The following is a 17,126-nucleotide window of genomic DNA, read 5'->3' on the forward strand; positions in this document are numbered from 1 at the left end:
CTCGTACGCTCGCCAGGATCGAGCCCGGCAAGGTGACGTCCTCCAGCATGTCGAGCGTCAGGAAGCCCGACCGCAGACCGTCGTCGATGTCATGGGTGTTGTAGGCGATGTCGTCGGCGATCGCCGCGCATTGCGCCTCGATGCCGGCGAACCGGTCGAGCTCGAGATCGTGCAATTGCGAATAGTCACGGATCGCCTGCGGCACCGGGCCCTTCAGCCCCTGCCCTTTGGCATTCGTCAATGGCCCGTTGTGCTTGACCAGCCCCTCCAGCGTCTCCCAGGTGAGGTTCAGACCGTCGAACTCGGCATAGCGCCGCTCCAGCCGCGTCACCACGCGCAGCGACTGCGCATTGTGGTCGAAGCCGCCCCAGGCGGCCATCTTCTCGTTCAACGCCTCCTCGCCGGTATGGCCGAACGGCGTATGGCCAAAATCATGCACCAGCGCCACCGCCTCCGCCAGATCCTCGTCGCCGCGCAGCGCCCGCGCCAGCGCGCGTGCGATCTGCGCCACTTCGATCGAATGCGTCAGCCTCGTGCGGTAGTGGTCGCCCTCATGCGCGACGAACACCTGCGTCTTGTGCTTCAGGCGGCGGAAGGCGGTCGAATGGATGATGCGGTCGCGATCGCGCTGGAACGGCGTGCGGGTCGGGCTTTCGGCCTCCTCGAACAGGCGGCCGCGCGAGCGCGCGGGATCGCTGGCATAGGCGGCGCGCGGCCGGTAGCCGAACCCTATGTCGCCGAGAGCATCCTTGCCCTGCCGCACGTCCATTCACCCACCAGTTGACTTGGCCCCGCCCGCTTCATACCTATCATATGAAACCGAAAGCAAGGTGACGCCGATGGGCGCGGATGCCAAGACTGCCATGAAGGTCGAGATGACCGACGCCGCCGCCAAGCGGATCGCCAGGATCGTTTCCGGCGAGCCGGGCAAGACGGCGCTGCGCGTCTCGGTCGAAGGCGGCGGCTGCTCCGGCTTTTCCTACAAGTTCGACCTCGTCGACACGCGCAACGACGACGACGTCGCCATCGAGAAGGACGGCGCCACCGTGCTGATCGACGACCTGTCGCTGGTCTATATGGGCGGCTCGGTGATCGACTTCGTCGACGACCTGATGGGCCAGTCGTTCCAGATCAGGAACCCCAATGCCGTCGCCTCCTGCGGCTGCGGCACCAGTTTCTCTGTTTAGCAGAAATCGGATGCCTGCGATCGGCGCGGTCCGTCAGGTCGCGCTCTCGGCCGGCCGCGATCTCGACATCACGCTCGCCTTCTGGCGTGACGTGCTCGGCATGGGCGTGCATGCGCGCTACGATCCGCCGGGCATCGCCTTCATCATGGCCGGCGACGTGCGCCTGTTCTTCACCGATGGCGTGCCGGCGGGCATCGTCTATCTCGACATTACCGGCCTCGAAGCCTTCCATGCGCAGGCGAAGGCCGCGGGCATTCCCTTCACCGCGCCGCCGGCACTCGTCCATCGCGACACCGAGGGCCAGTTCGGTCCGGCGGGGGAAAGCGAGTGGATGGCCTTCCTAAAGGACCCGGCAGGCAATACGATCGGCCTCGTCGAACGCCTCCCGTCCGAAGATCCCAAGGGCAATCCATGAAAATCGTCACCTGGAACATCAACGGCGTGCGCGCCCGCATCGGCAACCTCACCCACTGGCTGACCGAAAGCGCGCCCGACATCGTCTGCCTGCAGGAGATCAAATCGGTCGACGAACAGTTCCCGCGCGCCGAGGTCGAGGCGCTCGGCTACAATGTCGAGACCCATGGCCAGAAGGGCTTCAACGGCGTCGCCCTCCTGTCGAAGCTGCGCTTCGACGAAGTTATCAAGGGCCTGCCCGGCGATGACGAGGACGAGCAGGCGCGCTTCATCGAGGGCGTGTTCTCGACCGACAGGGGCGCGCTGCGTGTCGCCTCGCTCTATCTGCCGAACGGCAATCCGATCGACGACGAGAAGAAGTTCTCCTACAAGCTGTCCTGGATGGCGCGGCTGGAGAGGTGGGCGCAGGAGCGGCTGCGGCTCGAGGAGGCGCTGGTGCTGGCCGGCGACTACAATGTCATCCCCGAAGCCGCCGACGCCCGGTTCCCGGACAACTGGCTGGGCGACGCGCTGTTCCAGCCGCAGACGCGGCAGGCCTTCCGTCGGCTGAAGAACCTCGGCTTCACCGAAGCAGTGCGCGCCGTCACCGATTCGTCCGATGTCTACACGTTCTGGGACTATCAGGCCGGCGCCTGGCAGAAGAACAACGGCATCCGCATCGACCACCTGCTTTTGTCGCCCGAAGCCGCCAACCGTTTTTCCTCGGCCTCGGTCGAAAAGCATGTCCGCGCCTGGGAGAAGCCATCCGACCACGTGCCGGTGGCGATCGAACTGGCGCTGCAGCCCGCCTGACGGCTACTCACGCAAATCTCCGCAAAACCCTGATATCGCCACAAATTGCGCGTTTGATGCGACTTGCTGCGGGGGTTCGATGGCGATCCGGTTTGTTCTTTGCTCGGCTGGTCTTGTGTTGGCGTTGATCGCGCCGGCACCGGTGCTTGCCGCCCAGGCATGCCTTGCCAACGGCAAATCGTTCAAGATTGGTGAGACCGCCTGCCTGACGATTGCCGGCGAAAGCCACCTCGCCCGCTGCGACATGGTTCTCAACAACACCTCGTGGACCAAGATCCATGACGACTGCCGGGGCACGACCCCGCCGGTCATGACCACGCCGATCTCGACGCCTGCGCCAAGCATGGTGCCGACGGAACCGACCGAGAACTGATTTACCTGGGGTGACTTGGCAGCGGCGCGGCTTACTGGTCGCCGCCGCCCTTCGTCAGGATGTCGTCGGCCAGGGAGATGGCCGTGCGGCGGTCGGCTTCGCCGGCGGCGGCGAAGGCCTCTTCCTGCATGCTGCGGATCCACGGCTGGTCGGCCGGTGCGGCACGCTCGAGTGCGGCCGTCATCATCGCCAGGCCGCGCACCACCTTGCCGCTCTGGAACAGGAGGTTGCCGAGCGTCGCCTGCGCGCCGGCATGGCCCTTCTCGGCCGCCAGTTGGAGCCAGCGCCCGGCCTGCTTGACGCTTGCCTTGACGCCGCCCTCGCCCTTCAGGAACATCTGCCCGATCTCGAATTGGGCGTTCGGATTGCGGTAGTTGGCGGCCGCGCGCATGTAGTATTCCTGCGCCGCGACCTCGTTCTCCGTGACGGGGCTGCCGGGTATGCCCTTGCGCAGATAGTCGCCGAGCGCCACCAGCGCGTCGGAGACATAGCTCTCCTCCGGCGAACCCGGCTCGACATCCTGGTCGACGATCTCCGAGAAGAACTTGAAGGCCGCATAGTCGTCGCGTGCCACGCCGTCGCCTTCGGCATACATGCGCGCAAGCTTCCAGGTGGCGCCAATCTGGCCGTTCTCGGCGGCGTATTTATAAGCCTCGACCGCCTGGTCCTTGTGGCCGTTCTTGTAGGCGGAAAAGCCGAACTGGAACACCGCCCACGGGCTGGACTGCGGCTTCACGCCGGTCTTGTCGTCGAATACCTTGTCGTCGAAGGCCATGGCTTGGCCCACGGCGCCCAAGGTCGCCACAGCGACCAGTGCCGAAAAGACAGACGACCTCAACACCTCAGATATCCGCATAGCAATGTGTTTCTTTCGCACCGCCCGGGTGGGTCACCGCGCCGTCGCGGGCCGATCCGACCGTCTGCGCATATTTCCAGATCGCGCCCGACTGATAGTCGGTCTTGCGCGCCTTCCACGTCTTCTTCCTCGCCGCCAGCTCGGCGTCGGACAGCGCCACCTCGATCGTGCCGTTGACCGCATCGATCGAGATCACGTCACCGTCCCTGATGAGCCCGATCGGACCGCCGATAGCCGCCTCCGGCCCGACATGGCCGATGCAGAAGCCGCGCGTCGCGCCCGAGAACCGTCCGTCGGTGATCAGCGCCACCTTGCCGCCCATGCCCTGACCGTAGAGAGCCGCCGTCGTCGACAGCATTTCCCGCATGCCCGGACCGCCGCGCGGACCCTCGTAGCGGATGACGAGAACCTCGCCTTCCTTGTAGTTGCGCTGCGTGACCGCTTCGAAGCACTCCTCTTCCGAATCGAAGCAACGCGCCGGACCCGAGAATTTCAGTTCCGACATGCCCGCGACCTTCACGATCGCGCCTTCGGGGGCAAGGTTGCCCTTCAGGCCCACGACACCGCCTGTCTTGGTGATTGGCCGGTTGGCGGGACGGACCACATCCTGGCTGTCATTCCAGGCAACATGCTGCATGTTTTCGGCCAAAGTACGGCCGGTCACGGTCATGCAATCGCCATGCAGGTAACCATGGTCGAGCAGTGTCTTCATCAACAGCGGAATGCCGCCGGCCTCGAACATGTCCTTGGCGACATATTTGCCGCCGGGCTTGAGATCGGCGATGTAAGGTGTCTTCTCGAAGATCGCGGCGACGTCGAAGAGGTCGAACTTGATCCCGGCCTCATGCGCGATCGCCGGCAGGTGCAGCGCGGCATTGGTCGAGCCGCCGGTGGCGGACACGACGGTCGCGGCGTTCTCCAGCGACTTCAGCGTGATGATGTCGCGTGGCCGGATGTTCTTCGCGATCAGCTCCATAACCTTTTCGCCGGAGGCGTAGTTGAAGCGGTCGCGCATCTCGTAGGGTGCCGGCGCGCCGCAGGAATAGGGCAGCGCCAGGCCGATCGCCTCGGCGACGGTGGCCATCGTGTTGGCGGTGAACTGGGCGCCGCACGAGCCGGCCGACGGACAGGCTGCCTGTTCGATCTCGAGCAGTTCGGCGTCGCTGATCGTGCCGACCGAATGCTGGCCGACCGCCTCGAACACGTCTTGCACGGTGATCTGCCGGCCGCGATAGCTGCCGGGAAGGATCGAGCCGCCATAGATGAAGATCGATGGCACGTTGAGGCGCACCATGGCCATCATCATGCCGGGCAGCGACTTGTCGCAACCGGCAAGACCGACCAGCGCGTCGTAGCAATGGCCGCGCATGGTCAGCTCGACGGAATCGGCGATCACCTCGCGCGACACAAGCGACGATTTCATGCCCTGGTGGCCCATGGCGATGCCGTCGGTGACGGTGATGGTGCAGAACTCGCGCGGTGTGCCGTTGGCGGCGGCGACGCCTTTCTTGACCACCTGCGCCTGACGCATCAGCGAGATGTTGCAGGGTGCCGCCTCGTTCCAGCAGCTGGCGACGCCGACCAGCGGCTGCGCGATCTCGGCCGCCGACAATCCCATGGCGTAGAGGTACGAGCGATGCGGCGCGCGCGCCGGACCCACGGTCACGTAGCGGCTGGGCAGCTTGGCCTTGGAGATAACTCTGGCGTCCATACTCGTCCTTGCCGCGGGCGGTGCGGCCTGCCCCATCGCCGAGCCTTTTGGCGCGTGTCCCGAGACCATTTCGAGGTGCGCCGGGTTTATGGCGGGAAATGGGCAATCCCCCTGGCCGGAACTGTAGCGCTGGGGTTGTTCATAAAGTGTTGCTAAAACGTCACAATTGTGAGGGGCGCGGGATGTGCGGCGAATCTGCACCGCGGCGAGATTGGTGCGGCTACGGCGACGCCCGCACGCCTGACGGCACCAACGAAAAAGGCCGGGCAATGCCCGGCCTTTTGTGTTCAGTTTGAAGGGCTTACCACTTCACCTTAAACGAGGTGGAGACGGCGGAAACAAGGTCGTTGCCGAAGTCGGCGGTATAGTCGGTGCCGTAGGTGACGCCGTCGCTGCCGACGACAGGATGTATCGACCCGCTGGTGAGCACGCCCAGCGCGCCACCGAAACGGAGCTCGATGTTCTGGGTCGGCGTGTACGCCACGCCGCCGCTGATGGTCCAGGTGTCGGTCTGGGCGCTGAGGCCGGTGGTGGTACCACGATCCCAGGTAAGAACTGCCGCACCGCTCCACTGATCGTTGAACTTGTGGCCGATGCCGCCGGAGACAGTCCATCCGTCCCTGTAGAGCAGATCCAATGACGTCGCGCGAACCACGCTGGTGGTGGTGCAGGCAAACACGCCCTTCGTCGCAGTCGGGCAGAACGGAATGCTCTGCAATTGGCTCCAGTTCATCCACTTGATGGAGCCGAAGGCCAGCCATCCTGGCGCGATACCAGACTGCAGCTTCAGTTCCACCGAGTCCGGCACTTCAGAGGAGCCATAGACATTGGTTACGGTACCTAGCAGCGGATTTGTCGGATCGATGATGCTGGAAACCTGGGTCAGGTCGAGCGTTCCGGCGAGGTTGTCGAGCTTCACCGCCGAATTGTAGACCAGGCTGGCGCGCAGAGCGATTTCCGGAATCTCATAGGCGACACCGGCACGCCATCCCCAGCCATCTCCCTCGAGATCGAGGCGTCCTACGCCCGTGCCCAAGAATGCCGGGAGAGGAGCAACCAACTGCTCCTTGAAGCCCGAAACATCCTCGTGAAATACGCCGCCAAGAACCCGAAACTGACCTTTGCCAAGGTCCATCTTGTACGAGCAGGTTGCGCCCAGCGCTTCGCTCTTTACCTTGGTTATGATATTGCCGTTCGCACCGGCCCAATTGGCGCCGGGATTGCTGAACGCTCCGATCGGTTGGCCGTAGTCGCCGAGGCAATCGACAGGGCCCATGCCGATCTTGATGCCGGCACTTGGCACCCAGTAGCTTTCGGTATCGCGGGCGGAGTTGGATGCGCCCAACAAATTAAGCGGCCCATTTGTCGGGTCGATGTCCACCACGTTCTTCAGGTCTCGTTGCGGCATCACATAGGTGGCGGAAGCCTCGCCGGTGACCTGCGCTGGATCGAACAGCAGGTCGATGTCGTAACCGCCGCGTTCCAGGCCGCCGGCATGCGCGGAACCGATCGCGGCCAGCGAAAAGCACCCCGCCCCCAGCAGTGCTTTCAAACGCAAATTGTTCATGGATATCCTCCCCGAAATACTAGTGGATCAAGCTAGAACCAATTCGGGTTAACGGCGCAACAATGAATTCAGGAGGCGTACATGTACACCTTGGCCGGCTTCCTTTCGGGCCTATCGGCCTATGCCGCCGCCTAGCCGAAAAATGGCTTTGCCGGGGCAACTCGGCGGAAAAAATCTGTGAAACCTGTCACAAAAAGCTCAAAAACAAGGCCTTTCGGGGCTATTTGGCCCCATTGTTACATTATGGCAACAATGGGGCTAAAACTTTCCGTTTACGTCAAAATTAACGCAACGGCATGGCCGTTTTCGAGGCAATTAACCTACCGGAAACCTGCCTGCTAGTAGAGGCGAATCTTGACTTCAGCCGGCGTCGCGCACCCGGGTCAACGCCACCGAAAGCTTCTCTTGCGCCTCGCGGTATTCGTCGAGTTTTTCACGCTCGGCCTCGACCACTTCTTCCGGCGCGTTGGCGACGAATTTCTCGTTCGACAGCTTCTTGTGCAGGCGGGCGATCTCCTCGGTCACCTTGGCCAGTTCCTTCTGCAGCCGCGCCGCTTCCGCCGCGAGGTCGATCAGGCTGCCGAGCGGCAGGCACACCGTCGCCTCGTTGAGCACCATCTGCGCCGAGCCCTTCGGCGGCGCGTCGACCAGCGCGATGTCGCCGACGCGCGCCAGCCGCTTGATGGCCTGGGCGTGGCGCTCCAGCCGCTCTTGCGTCAGCGTGTTGGCGCCGATCACCATCAGCGGCGCGATCGCCGCCGGCGGCACGTTCATTTCCGAGCGCACCGAGCGGATGCCGGAGACGAGATCGACCAGCCAGTTGATGTCGGCGGCCGCGTCCGCGTCCTCGAAGTCCGGCGACGGCCAGGCGGCGTGGCAAAGCAGCGAAGCGCGCTCCTGGCCCTCGCCGGCGGTCTGCGCCCACAACTCCTCGGTCATGAACGGCATCATCGGATGCAACAGCTTGTAGATCTCGTCGAGCACGAAGGCGACGCAAGCTCGGCTCTCAGCCTTGGCCGCCTCGTCCGTGCCCATGAATACAGGCTTCAGGAGTTCCAGGTACCAGTCGCAGAACAGATTCCAGACGAACCGGTAGGCGGCACCCGCCGCGTCGTTGAAGCGGTATGAGGAAATGCCGTCGGTGATTTCACGCGCCGCCCGCGTCAGCTCGGTGAGGATCCAGCGGTTGACCGCGAGCTTGGCGTCGTTCAGCCGGAAATCGTCGTTGCGCGCCACCTCGTTCATCTCGGCGAAGCGTGTCGCGTTCCAGAGCTTGGTGCCGAAATTGCGGTAGCCGGCGATGCGCGCCGGATCGAGCTTCACATCGCGCCCCTGCGCGGCCATCACCGCAAGCGTGAAGCGCAGCGCGTCGGCGCCGTATTCGTCGATGAGCTCGAGCGGATCGATGACGTTGCCTTTCGACTTCGACATCTTCTGCCCGTTCTTGTCGCGCACCAGCGCATGGACATAGACCGTGTGGAACGGCTCCTCGTCCATGAAATGCAGGCCCATCATCATCATGCGGGCGACCCAGAAGAAGATGATGTCGAAGCCGGTGACCAGAACGTCGGTCTGATAGTAGGTCTTGAGCTCCGGCGTCTGGTCCGGCCAGCCCAGCGTCGAGAACGGCCAAAGCGCGGAAGAGAACCAGGTGTCCAGCACGTCCTCGTCGCGGGTCAGGATCTCGCCCGGCTTGAAATTCTCGAGCTTGTCCTCGACCCAGGCCTTCCACGGCCCCTCCAGCGCCAGATAGTATTCGATCGCCGCGGCGAGCGCCTCTTCCTCGGTCTTCTCGACAAAGACGCGTCCATCCGGCCCGTACCAGGCCGGGATCTGATGGCCCCACCACAGCTGGCGCGAGATGCACCAGGGCTGGATGTTCTCCATCCAGTCGTAATAGGTCTTTTCCCAATTCTTCGGCACGAAATTGGTACGGCCCTCGCGAACCGAGGCGATCGCGGGCTTCGCCAGCTCGGCCGCGTTGACATACCACTGGTCGGTCAGGAACGGCTCGATCGGCACGCCACCGCGGTCGCCATGCGGCACGGTGTGGCGGTGCGGCTCGATCTTGTCGAGGAAGCCACCGGCCTCCATCAGCTCGACGATCTTCTTGCGCGCGACGAAACGGTCGAGGCCGTTGAGTTCGTCCCATACGGCCTGGCGTTCTGGCGTCCCCTCGAGACCGGCCAGGAAATCCTCATTGTCCTTGAGGTTGATCGCCGCCTCGACGGTGAGGATGTTGATCGCCGGCAGCTTGTGGCGCTTGCCCACCTCGAAGTCGTTGAAGTCGTGCGCCGGCGTGATCTTGACCGCGCCCGAGCCCTTTTCCGAATCGGAATATTCGTCCGCCACGACGGGAATCCTGCGGCCGACGATCGGCAGGATGACGTTCTTGCCGACCAGGTGCCGGAAGCGCTCGTCGTCCGGGTGCACCGCCACCGCCGTATCGCCAAGCATCGTCTCGGGACGCGTCGTCGCGACCGTGATGAACGTCCTGGGGTCTTCCGGGTCGAACGCCGCGCCCTCGACCGGATAGCGGAAATGCCAGAGATTGCCGTTGACCTCATGCTGCTCGACTTCGAGATCGGAGATCGCGGTGAGCAGCTTCGGGTCCCAGTTCACAAGGCGCTTGTCCTTGTAGATCAGCCCTTCCTTGTAGAGCGTCACGAACACTTCCAGAACCGCCCTGGACAGGCCCTCGTCCATGGTGAAGCGTTCGCGCGACCAATCGGCCGAGGCGCCGAGCCGCTTCAGCTGGTTGAAGATCGCACCGCCGGATTCGGCCTTCCACTCCCAGACCTTCTCGATGAACTCCTCGCGAGCCAGGTCGCGGCGATGGATCTGCTTTTCCATCAGCTGGCGCTCGACCACCATTTGCGTGGCGATGCCGGCATGGTCCATGCCAGGCTGCCACAGCACGTTCTTGCCGCGCATGCGCTCGAAGCGCACCAAAATGTCCTGCAGCGTGTTGTTGAGCGCATGGCCCATATGCAGCGAGCCGGTGACGTTCGGCGGCGGGATAACGATGGTGAAGGCCTCCGCCCCCTCCTCCGCGCCGGCACCGGCGCGGAAGGCATCGGCCACTTCCCAGATTTTGGCGATCTTCGGCTCGACGGTTTTGGCGTCGTAGGTTTTTTCGAGCATGGGAAAACGGTCCGCGCTGTCGGGAGTTTGCTGACCCGGTGTAAATCGGAAGGTTTTGGCCAAGTCAACCGCAGGGCTGCCTTGATCCTTCAGCGGCAAATAGGCTTCGCCCCGGTCATTTCAACGCCAGGCCATGCCCGCATTCGGCGCAGAACTTTGCCCTTGATGTGCGGTACGGCTTTCCACATGCCTGACAGTCGGGGCCGTAGTCGGAGCGGCGGACATGCAAGTGCCAGAAAGTATGGTGAATTGTAACCCCCGTCAGGTCACGATAGCGATCGGCGGCCGGGTTGCCCGCAGTCGATAGCTGTAAGTCAGTCGTCGGCGCATCAGCCGAGAATAACGGCGGTATATGGCTTTGAAGGGCCGGTCCTTGACCGCTGATCCTGGCCATCCAGGTCAGCCGACCGAGCCACGGCCAAAAAAAGCGCCGCCTGAGGCGGCGCTTTCATTTGTTTGACCTTATCGACGGAACTATTGCGCGCCGCGCGCCACGCGCTCGATTTCCTCGCGTACCAGGCGCTCGACCAGCGTCGGCAGGTTGTTGTCCAGCCAATCCTGCAGCATCGGCCGCAGCATGTCCTCGGCCATCTCGTCGAAGGTCTTCTTGCTGCGGCTGGCGAAGGCATCGGAAAGCTCGCCAAAGGCAGCGGCGACCTGGCGGCCGACATGGTTGGAAAGGATCGCCGTGCGGGCGGGCGGCGCCTCGGGCGGTGGCGCCGCAGCGACGCGCGAAACAGCCGGTTCATAGGCGGCCTCATCCGCCAGCTCGTCCTCGGCAATCGCAACGTCCGGCACAACATCCGGGGCGCTCGGCTCGACCCTTTCCGGCCTCGCGGCACCCGCCTTCGCCGTTTCACCGACAGCGGCGATCTCGCGCTGCCAGTCGGCGACGATCGTGTCGCTGGTTTCCGCAAATCCCGCCGGCTGAGCCAGTGCCGGTTCGGCGGCGATCCTTGCACTCACCTCCGCGAGTGTCACCGGCGCCTTGGCCGCAACGGCCGCGGCCGCATCCGTGCGCGATGGCGTTTCCACGCGGGCGGCGGTCGGCTCTGCCGCCAGCTGTGCCTGAACCTCGGCCAGGGAGGCGGGCTTGCGGACCTCCGCATTGAGCTCGGCGCGGAAGGCATCCACGTCATTTGCCGGCGCGGCGGTCGGCGCGGGCTGGAGATCCTGGCGCAATTCGTTCGCGTCCCCCGCCTGTTTGCGGCCGGTGTCGCTGTCCTCAATGATCCTCCGGATGGAAGCCAGTATCTCTTCCATGGAGGGTTCGCGCTGCGCGCTGCTTGCCGTCGCCATTGTCACATCCGCCGCCCTTGTGACTCATTCCAGATTTCCGCTCCGGCAAGGCCGGATTCGAATCATGGCGACAGGGTAACCGACGGATCGTCGTCCGAGAATCCCCAATCTGGGGAGATGTGGGATTTCAACAGATTAGGCGACACAGGCCGATCAGCGCATCTACGGCTGGAGCTGGTCGCTGCGACATTGGGACAGCCGCCTAAAGCAAAAGCGCCGCGCATCCCCGGACGCGCGGCGCTCTTGAACCTGGCAACACGCAGCGGTCAGCGGCCGTCCGGCGTGCGCAGCCCGTACCACTTGTCCTTGACGGCCTTGTAGTGCTCTTCGGGCTTGTACTTCGTCACGTTCAGGGCGAGACGATCGACCGAAAGGCGACCGATCGCGGACAGGATGGCATAGCTCGCCACCACCACGTCGCGCTCGGAACTGGCAAGGTTGATCTTGGCGCTGATGACGGCGTTCTGCGCGTTCAACACGTCGAGCGTGGTGCGCTGGCCGACATTGCGCTCCTCGATGACGCCGTTGAGCGCCAGTTGCGCGGCGGCGATGACTTGCCTGTTGGCGGCGACGCTTTGCTGCGCGGCGGTGTATTGCGTCCAGGCCGACGTCACCGCCTGGCGCACGGTGTCGCGGCTGACATCGACCTCGATCCGGGCCTGGCTCAGCGATTCTTTCCTCTGGCGCACCAGCGCCGAGGTACGGCCGCCCGAATAGATCGGAATGGTCAGCGTCGCGCCGATGCTGGCCGAATTCGTCGTGCCGTCGGACGTGCTCAGCACGCCGGGAACGGTGTTGCGGTAAGCGCTGGAAACACCGGCATTGGCGGAAAGCTGCGGCAGCAGCGCGCCCTCCTGGGATTTGACCGAGAATGCCGCGGCATCGACCAGATGCTCCGTCGCGAGGATGGCGGGATGTTCGGTGGCGGCAATCGCGATCGCGCCGTCGAGGCTGGACGGCAACAGCTTGGCCAGCGGCGCCGCGGCCTTGAGCTTGCCGGGCTCGTCGCCAACGATCTGGTGATAGGTCGCCGCGCTGGCCAGCGCCTGGGCGCGGGCGGCGCTGAGCTGCGCCACCGCCGTCGAGCGCGAGGCATCAGCCTGGGCGACGTCGGTTCTTGTGCCCTCGCCGACCTCGAATCGCGAACGCGCGGCGCGCGCCTGCTCGGTCAGGAACTGCAGATTCTGTTCGGTGAGCACAGCGACCTGGCGGTCGCGAATCACGTCCATATAGGCGCTCGCCGCGTTGAACAGGATGTTCTCCTCGGTGTTGCGCAGACTTTCGACCGAGGCCCTCACCTGGGCTTCCGCGGCCGCGACATTGTTCTTGGTCTGAAAGCCGTCGAACAGCGTCTGGTCGATCTGGACGCCGAAATTGCCGGTGGTCAGCCGCACGCTCTGGTTCGTGCCGTTGAGATGGCTGCTCGAGTAGTCGATGCTGCCGGAACCGGTGACGGTCGGGCGCCAGCCGGACTTGGCGATGGCCACGCCCTCGTCGGTGACCCGCACCCCGGCCCGGGCGGAATTCAGTGTGGAATTGTTCTGGTAGGCCTTTGCGAGCGCTCCGGTGATGCTTTCCGCGGAGGCGGCCAGCGGCGAAAGGGTGGTCGCGGAGGCCAGGAAGGCGGCTAGAACAGTCTTGCTTACGGACGGCACGTAATATCCCTCATTCGTTTTGCATGGGAACCGCGCCACGACAGCCACTCATCTCTGAACAGCCGGCGCCGCGCTTCTATCGTTCCCCCGCTGACTGCCCCGAAATGCCCGGTTTATGCGATCAGCAACGATTGTTCAAACACAAGCGATCACGACAGCGCCTTCACTGCAAGGCAAAACCGCTCAGAATTCAAATGCGTGGGTACGTTCAAATCCGGGTAGTGGCTTTATTGCCGCATTGAATGCCCGTCTTCCCGTTACAACCCCCCCTGCCTTGAAAAACAGCCGGGCCACGCCGGAATTGCCCTGACCTTCCACGGCAACGAGTCGGCCCTCCTCCGCAAGCTGGTCGAGCAAAGCGGCCGGCACTTCCTCGACGCTTCCGCCGATGAAGATGACGTCGTAGGGCGCCTTGGAGGCATGACCCTGCGGGAGCGGCCCGGTGATCACTGTCACATTGTCGCAGGCCAGCGCCGCGAGCGCCGATCGAGCGCCGTCCGCCAGCACCGAATCGCTTTCCAGTGCAACGACAGAGCGGGCCAGCCTCGACAGAAGAGCCGCCGAATAGCCGGTGCCGCAACCGACATCCAGCACCGAATCACCGGCGCCGATCTCAGCCAGTTGCAGGAGCTTGGCGAGGGGAGACGGTTCCATCAGATAGCGCGCGCCGCTGCCGTTGGCGCCGCTGGAAATGCGGATGTCCTCATCGATATAGGCTAGATCGCGCTGTCCGTCGCCGACAAAGGCCTCACGCGGCACCGACAGCATGGCCTCGATCAGCGGCGCGCTGGTCACGTCGGTGGTGCGGACCTGGCCATCGACCATCTTGACGCGGCGTTCGGAGAAATCAGCGCTCATTTTCCTACCAGTCCGCCCAACAAATCCCGCTTGCCGCACCTCGACCGCGGTTCAATCCAACCGGAACCCCTGCCCCATTGGGGGCCGGCAACTGGAGGCCTCGCCCGGAATCGAACCGGGGTGCAAGGATTTGCAGTCCTCTGCGTAACCACTCCGCCACGAGGCCTCGTTGCTCCCGGCGTTCCGAGCGAACTCAATATGTTGGCGGTGAAATGCCGTCAAGCGCCCGCGCGTTAATCCCGGCGCTTTCCCTCATTGGACAACTGGACACCGTTTCCGATCGGTTTCCATCAGCGCGCCCGTGGCCGCCGGCCGACAAGTCAATCCGGACGACGCCGGCGTTCCCACCATACCACGATGCGGCGCCGGTGCCGGCGCACCATGGCGAATTCATAGGAGAGCACCAGCAATCCGATCGGGATCATCCAGAAGCCCAGGATGGGCAGGAAGCCGAGAATGCCGCCCAGAATCAGCACGACGCCGATGGCGATCCTGAGCCCGCGCGAGCGCGGCATGGTGAATTCACGGCCGAAGACCGTGATTTTCCGCGCCGGTGCGTTGTCGCCTGCTGCAGTCATGTCGTGCCTGGTTTCCATGAATAGAGTCATCGGCCAGCAATAGCCAGAACGGCCTTTTCCCGCTCACGTTCCCTGCGGAATTGCTCATATGAGGAGCCCGGCCGGCGATTGCCAGAAACTGCCATGCACAAAATGGCGGAAAAAAATGTGAAATGCTTCTTTGCAAAGCCGAAACGGGTTTGCTATAGGCAGCGCCACTTACACAAGAGCCTCTGTTCCCCGGTAGCTCAGTGGTAGAGCAACCGGCTGTTAACCGGTTGGTCGCTGGTTCGAATCCGGCCCGGGGAGCCAACAATTTCAAGATTTGCAGAGTTTTCAGGATTGGCCGAAGACGGCCGATCCACGGCATATTTGCGCAATTCGACTTCGCCAGGCGCCGAGTTGCACGCGGAATCGATCGGCGTTGGCTCGCGTGCGGCGTGCTTCCTGCGGGATAGCTGGCGACCTCGGGAGAAGCGGTGAGCACTCCGATTGCCGCTCGGCGATGACCAGCGAGTACGACCGAGAGCGATGACAACGAAGCAGCGACCTCGCCGCTCCATTCGCGGAGCGGCGAGGCACCCCTGCGCCCCAAGTGCCGGTCCCAACACCCGGCACTGCTGACGTTGCAATTGTGGTGCCAGCAGCAAATGACCCATTATGAGACGCCTGCGCGCCTCGGTTCAGGCGGCAAATCGCGCGCCGGGCAGGCGTGGCACGGTTCTTGCTGCCACAGCTTCAGGCATGCCGGCGCAAAGACGCTGTTCCTATCGACACCGGCATATGAGGTTGGGACAATGATGTCGCACAAACTTCTGTTCGGCCTTCCCACGATGGTCCTGGTCACGGCCCTGGGCATGGCCCTCACCCGCTTGGCATTGGCCTTTCGCGAGTTCGTCGCGCCACGCTACCGGCCGGAACTCCACTATATGCGCGGGCCCGGGCCGGCCACCGCGCGCCGCCTGAGCGGGCGCTGAGCGGGCGCTGAACGGGTGTTGCGGCTGGGCCTGTCCTGGGCGGAGATGCACCTCGTGGCGCCAGCCGGTGGCTTGCCGCCGCCATAGAGCAAAATGGGGATTCACATAACCCGAGATATGATTTAGGCTACCCTCAAAAGATCGCAGGGTGGCAACCGTGGAAGCGACTTTCGACGACCTGACCAGGGCTGTGGCACAGCCCCGCAGCAACGTGCGCGCCGTTGGCCGCGCTATCGCGCTCAACCTCGCCGGCAAGCTCCTGATGGGTATCGCCATCGGGCTGGGAATTGCCATTGGCATGGCCATCGCCGGCTAGCGCGGTAACCTGCTCGTCACAAATTCCGCCGCTCCATTTGAGAGGCGTGCGGCAGGCGTTGGCATTATATATTAGCAATCGCTTGTATTTCGACCAAACCAGGATCATCATGCAAGGCGCTTTGTCGGGAGCTCTTCAGGGAGATTTTCCGATGCGACCGGTGCTCATTGTGATCGCCTTGGCAGTCTGCTTTGTCCTGTGGGACAGGCTGGAGAATGAAGGCCGTTACACAACACGGATAGAAGACAGCTTCCGGCAGGCGGCCGCTGACCTGCCGAGCGGCTCGTACGGCCACGAGATCCGGTTCAACCGTGACCTCATGAAGCGTTGAAGGGCTCTCAGAATGAGCCGAAGCGGCGGCTGACGCGCAATTCTCGCATTTTCGCACTCCTCACCGCTGCGGCCACGACAGCCCGTGCCGTCAGTCATGCTGATGTGGCGCGCGGACTGTCATCGAATCTTGCGCCCGCACGCACGTCGCGCCATGGTCTGCCAGACCCGAGGAGGAATCATGCGAAACGTCCTGGCATCGGCGCTGCTGACCGTCGCGCTGTCCGCAACCGCCGCCAACGCTCTGGACAGCGGCGCAAACCCTGTCGTCGTGACCCCGCTCGCCGATCGCACGGAAACGGCGTCCGGCCAGCCGATCACGCTGCCGCAGAAGAATGTCGAGGTCATCGTTTCGACCTTCGAGATCGCCGTCGGCGCGACCTTGCCGGTCCACAAGCATCCGTTTCCGCGCTACGCCTATGTCGAGGCCGGGACGCTCAAGGTGACCAATGTCGAGACCGGCAACAGCAACACCTACAAGACCGGCGATTTCATCGTCGAGATGATCGGCCAGTGGCACCAGGCCACCAATATCGGCGACAGTCCGGTGAAGCTGCTGGTCATCGACCAGGTCGAGCAAGGCGCCAAGAACACGGTGCTGCGCCAGTAATCGCCCTCACCCCCACGCGCCGACAGGTTGCTCGGTGGCGGCGTTGAGGCGGTTGAAGGCGTTGATCAGGGCGATCTGCACCACCAGTGCGGCCAGTTGCTTTTCATCATAGTGCCGGGCAGCTTCGTCCCAGATCGGATCCGGCACCGGGTCGGCCCGGTCGCTCAGCCGGGTCGTGGCTTCCGCCAGCGCAAGCGCGGCGCGTTCCGGCTCGCTGAAGTAAGGCGTCCGCCGCCAGGCGGAGACGGCAAAGATGCGCTCGTCCTTCTCGCCGGCCTTCTTCAACTCACGCGCGTGCATATCGACGCAGACGCTGCAGCCATTGATCTGGCTGGCGCGCAGGTGGACGAGCTTGCGCGTCACATACGGCACGTCGGCCGCCTCGGTCGACTTGTCCAGGGCCAGCAATGCCTGCAGTGCGCCGGGAATGAGCATTACGGGGTTTTTCAGTCGTGCTTGCACAATGGTCTCCTTCGGGCG

18 protein-coding genes and 2 tRNA genes are annotated in these 17,126 nt (G+C 63.8%); 9 read left to right on the plus strand and 11 right to left on the minus strand.

From position 1 onward, the window contains the following. The coding region (locus EN781_RS05875; protein ID WP_127399848.1) for a deoxyguanosinetriphosphate triphosphohydrolase at positions 1-769 on the minus strand (769 nt) is incomplete at its 3' end. A gap of 70 nt (positions 770-839) precedes the next feature. On the opposite strand from EN781_RS05875, the gene erpA reads away from it, so the two are divergent. The 4 genes from erpA to EN781_RS05895 all read left to right on the plus strand — a co-directional run bounded on the left by erpA (position 840) and on the right by EN781_RS05895 (position 2,766). Then, positions 840-1,187, plus strand: a complete 348-nt coding sequence (gene erpA, locus EN781_RS05880; protein ID WP_126054194.1) for an iron-sulfur cluster insertion protein ErpA — start codon at positions 840-842, stop codon at positions 1,185-1,187. A 10-nt stretch (positions 1,188-1,197) separates the two neighbouring features. Further along, the gene (locus EN781_RS05885; RefSeq protein ID WP_126054193.1) at positions 1,198-1,602 is read left to right on the plus strand and encodes a VOC family protein; all 405 of its coding nucleotides are present in this window, start codon (positions 1,198-1,200) and stop codon (positions 1,600-1,602) included. Continuing rightward, the gene (gene xth / locus EN781_RS05890) at positions 1,599-2,393 is read left to right on the plus strand and encodes an exodeoxyribonuclease III (protein ID WP_126054192.1); all 795 of its coding nucleotides are present in this window, start codon (positions 1,599-1,601) and stop codon (positions 2,391-2,393) included. Before EN781_RS05885 ends, xth begins: the two co-directional genes overlap by 4 nt. A gap of 115 nt (positions 2,394-2,508) precedes the next feature. After that, a complete protein-coding gene (locus tag EN781_RS05895) occupies positions 2,509-2,766 on the plus strand; it encodes a hypothetical protein (protein ID WP_245492547.1) in 258 nt (85 codons plus the stop codon). A gap of 31 nt (positions 2,767-2,797) precedes the next feature. Here the strand turns inward: EN781_RS05895 and EN781_RS05900 are convergent, their stop codons facing one another. The 9 genes from EN781_RS05900 to EN781_RS05940 form a co-directional block, all read right to left on the minus strand. Further along, positions 2,798-3,622 (minus strand): tetratricopeptide repeat protein, encoded by an 825-nt coding sequence (locus EN781_RS05900; RefSeq protein WP_126054190.1) that lies wholly within the window; start codon positions 3,620-3,622, stop codon positions 2,798-2,800. Then, a complete protein-coding gene (gene ilvD, locus EN781_RS05905) occupies positions 3,609-5,333 on the minus strand; it encodes a dihydroxy-acid dehydratase (protein ID WP_126054189.1) in 1,725 nt (574 codons plus the stop codon). The genes EN781_RS05900 and ilvD overlap by 14 nt, the downstream gene beginning before the upstream one ends. Before the next feature lie 301 nt (positions 5,334-5,634). Further along, a complete protein-coding gene (locus tag EN781_RS05910) occupies positions 5,635-6,900 on the minus strand; it encodes an OmpP1/FadL family transporter (RefSeq protein ID WP_126054188.1) in 1,266 nt (421 codons plus the stop codon). Between the two features lie 360 nt (positions 6,901-7,260). Next, positions 7,261-10,044 carry a valine--tRNA ligase gene (locus tag EN781_RS05915; protein WP_127399849.1) on the minus strand — a complete coding sequence of 928 codons (2,784 nt, stop codon included), beginning with the start codon at positions 10,042-10,044 and terminating at the stop codon, positions 7,261-7,263. 474 nt (positions 10,045-10,518) lie between these two features. After that, the gene (locus EN781_RS05920) at positions 10,519-11,343 is read right to left on the minus strand and encodes a PopZ family protein (protein ID WP_127399850.1); all 825 of its coding nucleotides are present in this window, start codon (positions 11,341-11,343) and stop codon (positions 10,519-10,521) included. A 266-nt stretch (positions 11,344-11,609) separates the two neighbouring features. Continuing rightward, positions 11,610-12,998: a TolC family outer membrane protein gene (locus tag EN781_RS05925; RefSeq protein WP_126054185.1), complete on the minus strand. Its 1,389-nt coding sequence runs from the start codon at positions 12,996-12,998 to the stop codon at positions 11,610-11,612. A gap of 183 nt (positions 12,999-13,181) precedes the next feature. Beyond that, positions 13,182-13,856, minus strand: a complete 675-nt coding sequence (locus EN781_RS05930) for a protein-L-isoaspartate O-methyltransferase (protein WP_127399851.1) — start codon at positions 13,854-13,856, stop codon at positions 13,182-13,184. 92 nt (positions 13,857-13,948) lie between these two features. Then, positions 13,949-14,022, minus strand: a tRNA-Cys gene (locus tag EN781_RS05935). A 154-nt stretch (positions 14,023-14,176) separates the two neighbouring features. Then, positions 14,177-14,434 carry a hypothetical protein gene (locus EN781_RS05940; RefSeq protein ID WP_126054184.1) on the minus strand — a complete coding sequence of 86 codons (258 nt, stop codon included), beginning with the start codon at positions 14,432-14,434 and terminating at the stop codon, positions 14,177-14,179. Between the two features lie 216 nt (positions 14,435-14,650). Between EN781_RS05940 and EN781_RS05945 the strand changes: the two genes are divergently transcribed. From EN781_RS05945 to EN781_RS05960, 5 genes are all read left to right on the plus strand, one after another. Then, positions 14,651-14,725 (plus strand) — tRNA-Asn (locus EN781_RS05945). A gap of 488 nt (positions 14,726-15,213) precedes the next feature. Then, positions 15,214-15,390 carry a hypothetical protein gene (locus EN781_RS05950; RefSeq protein ID WP_189363264.1) on the plus strand — a complete coding sequence of 59 codons (177 nt, stop codon included), beginning with the start codon at positions 15,214-15,216 and terminating at the stop codon, positions 15,388-15,390. A gap of 157 nt (positions 15,391-15,547) precedes the next feature. Beyond that, complete coding sequence (locus EN781_RS34140; protein WP_189347342.1) at positions 15,548-15,706, plus strand: hypothetical protein; 159 nt, start codon at positions 15,548-15,550, stop codon at positions 15,704-15,706. A gap of 151 nt (positions 15,707-15,857) precedes the next feature. Next, the gene (locus EN781_RS05955) at positions 15,858-16,037 is read left to right on the plus strand and encodes a hypothetical protein (protein WP_127407656.1); all 180 of its coding nucleotides are present in this window, start codon (positions 15,858-15,860) and stop codon (positions 16,035-16,037) included. A 180-nt stretch (positions 16,038-16,217) separates the two neighbouring features. Then, positions 16,218-16,646, plus strand: coding sequence for a cupin domain-containing protein (locus tag EN781_RS05960; protein ID WP_126054181.1), 429 nt, complete (start codon positions 16,218-16,220; stop codon positions 16,644-16,646). Positions 16,647-16,652: 6 nt separating this feature from the next. Here EN781_RS05960 and EN781_RS05965 read toward each other — a convergent pair whose 3' ends face one another. Continuing rightward, positions 16,653-17,108 carry a carboxymuconolactone decarboxylase family protein gene (locus EN781_RS05965; RefSeq protein ID WP_126054180.1) on the minus strand — a complete coding sequence of 152 codons (456 nt, stop codon included), beginning with the start codon at positions 17,106-17,108 and terminating at the stop codon, positions 16,653-16,655. Positions 17,109-17,126 lie beyond the last annotated feature (18 nt).

Source organism: Mesorhizobium sp. M4A.F.Ca.ET.090.04.2.1 (assembly GCF_003999085.1).
In the GTDB taxonomy this organism is placed as follows: domain Bacteria; phylum Pseudomonadota; class Alphaproteobacteria; order Rhizobiales; family Rhizobiaceae; genus Mesorhizobium.

What these genes read in the sequence shown, in the direction of transcription:
- erpA (WP_126054194.1), top strand. Translation starts at nt 840, where the DNA reads ATGGGCGCGGATGCCAAGACTGCCATGAAGGTCGAGATGACCGACGCC.
- EN781_RS05885 (WP_126054193.1), top strand. Translation starts at nt 1,198, where the DNA reads ATGCCTGCGATCGGCGCGGTCCGTCAGGTCGCGCTCTCGGCCGGCCGC.
- xth (WP_126054192.1), top strand. Translation starts at nt 1,599, where the DNA reads ATGAAAATCGTCACCTGGAACATCAACGGCGTGCGCGCCCGCATCGGC.
- EN781_RS05900 (WP_126054190.1), bottom strand. Translation starts at nt 3,622, where the DNA reads ATGCGGATATCTGAGGTGTTGAGGTCGTCTGTCTTTTCGGCACTGGTC.
- ilvD (WP_126054189.1), bottom strand. Translation starts at nt 5,333, where the DNA reads ATGGACGCCAGAGTTATCTCCAAGGCCAAGCTGCCCAGCCGCTACGTG.
- EN781_RS05910 (WP_126054188.1), bottom strand. Translation starts at nt 6,900, where the DNA reads ATGAACAATTTGCGTTTGAAAGCACTGCTGGGGGCGGGGTGCTTTTCG.
- EN781_RS05915 (WP_127399849.1), bottom strand. Translation starts at nt 10,044, where the DNA reads ATGCTCGAAAAAACCTACGACGCCAAAACCGTCGAGCCGAAGATCGCC.
- EN781_RS05920 (WP_127399850.1), bottom strand. Translation starts at nt 11,343, where the DNA reads ATGGCGACGGCAAGCAGCGCGCAGCGCGAACCCTCCATGGAAGAGATA.
- EN781_RS05930 (WP_127399851.1), bottom strand. Translation starts at nt 13,856, where the DNA reads ATGAGCGCTGATTTCTCCGAACGCCGCGTCAAGATGGTCGATGGCCAG.
- EN781_RS05940 (WP_126054184.1), bottom strand. Translation starts at nt 14,434, where the DNA reads ATGACTGCAGCAGGCGACAACGCACCGGCGCGGAAAATCACGGTCTTC.
- EN781_RS05950 (WP_189363264.1), top strand. Translation starts at nt 15,214, where the DNA reads ATGTCGCACAAACTTCTGTTCGGCCTTCCCACGATGGTCCTGGTCACG.
- EN781_RS05955 (WP_127407656.1), top strand. Translation starts at nt 15,858, where the DNA reads ATGCGACCGGTGCTCATTGTGATCGCCTTGGCAGTCTGCTTTGTCCTG.
- EN781_RS05960 (WP_126054181.1), top strand. Translation starts at nt 16,218, where the DNA reads ATGCGAAACGTCCTGGCATCGGCGCTGCTGACCGTCGCGCTGTCCGCA.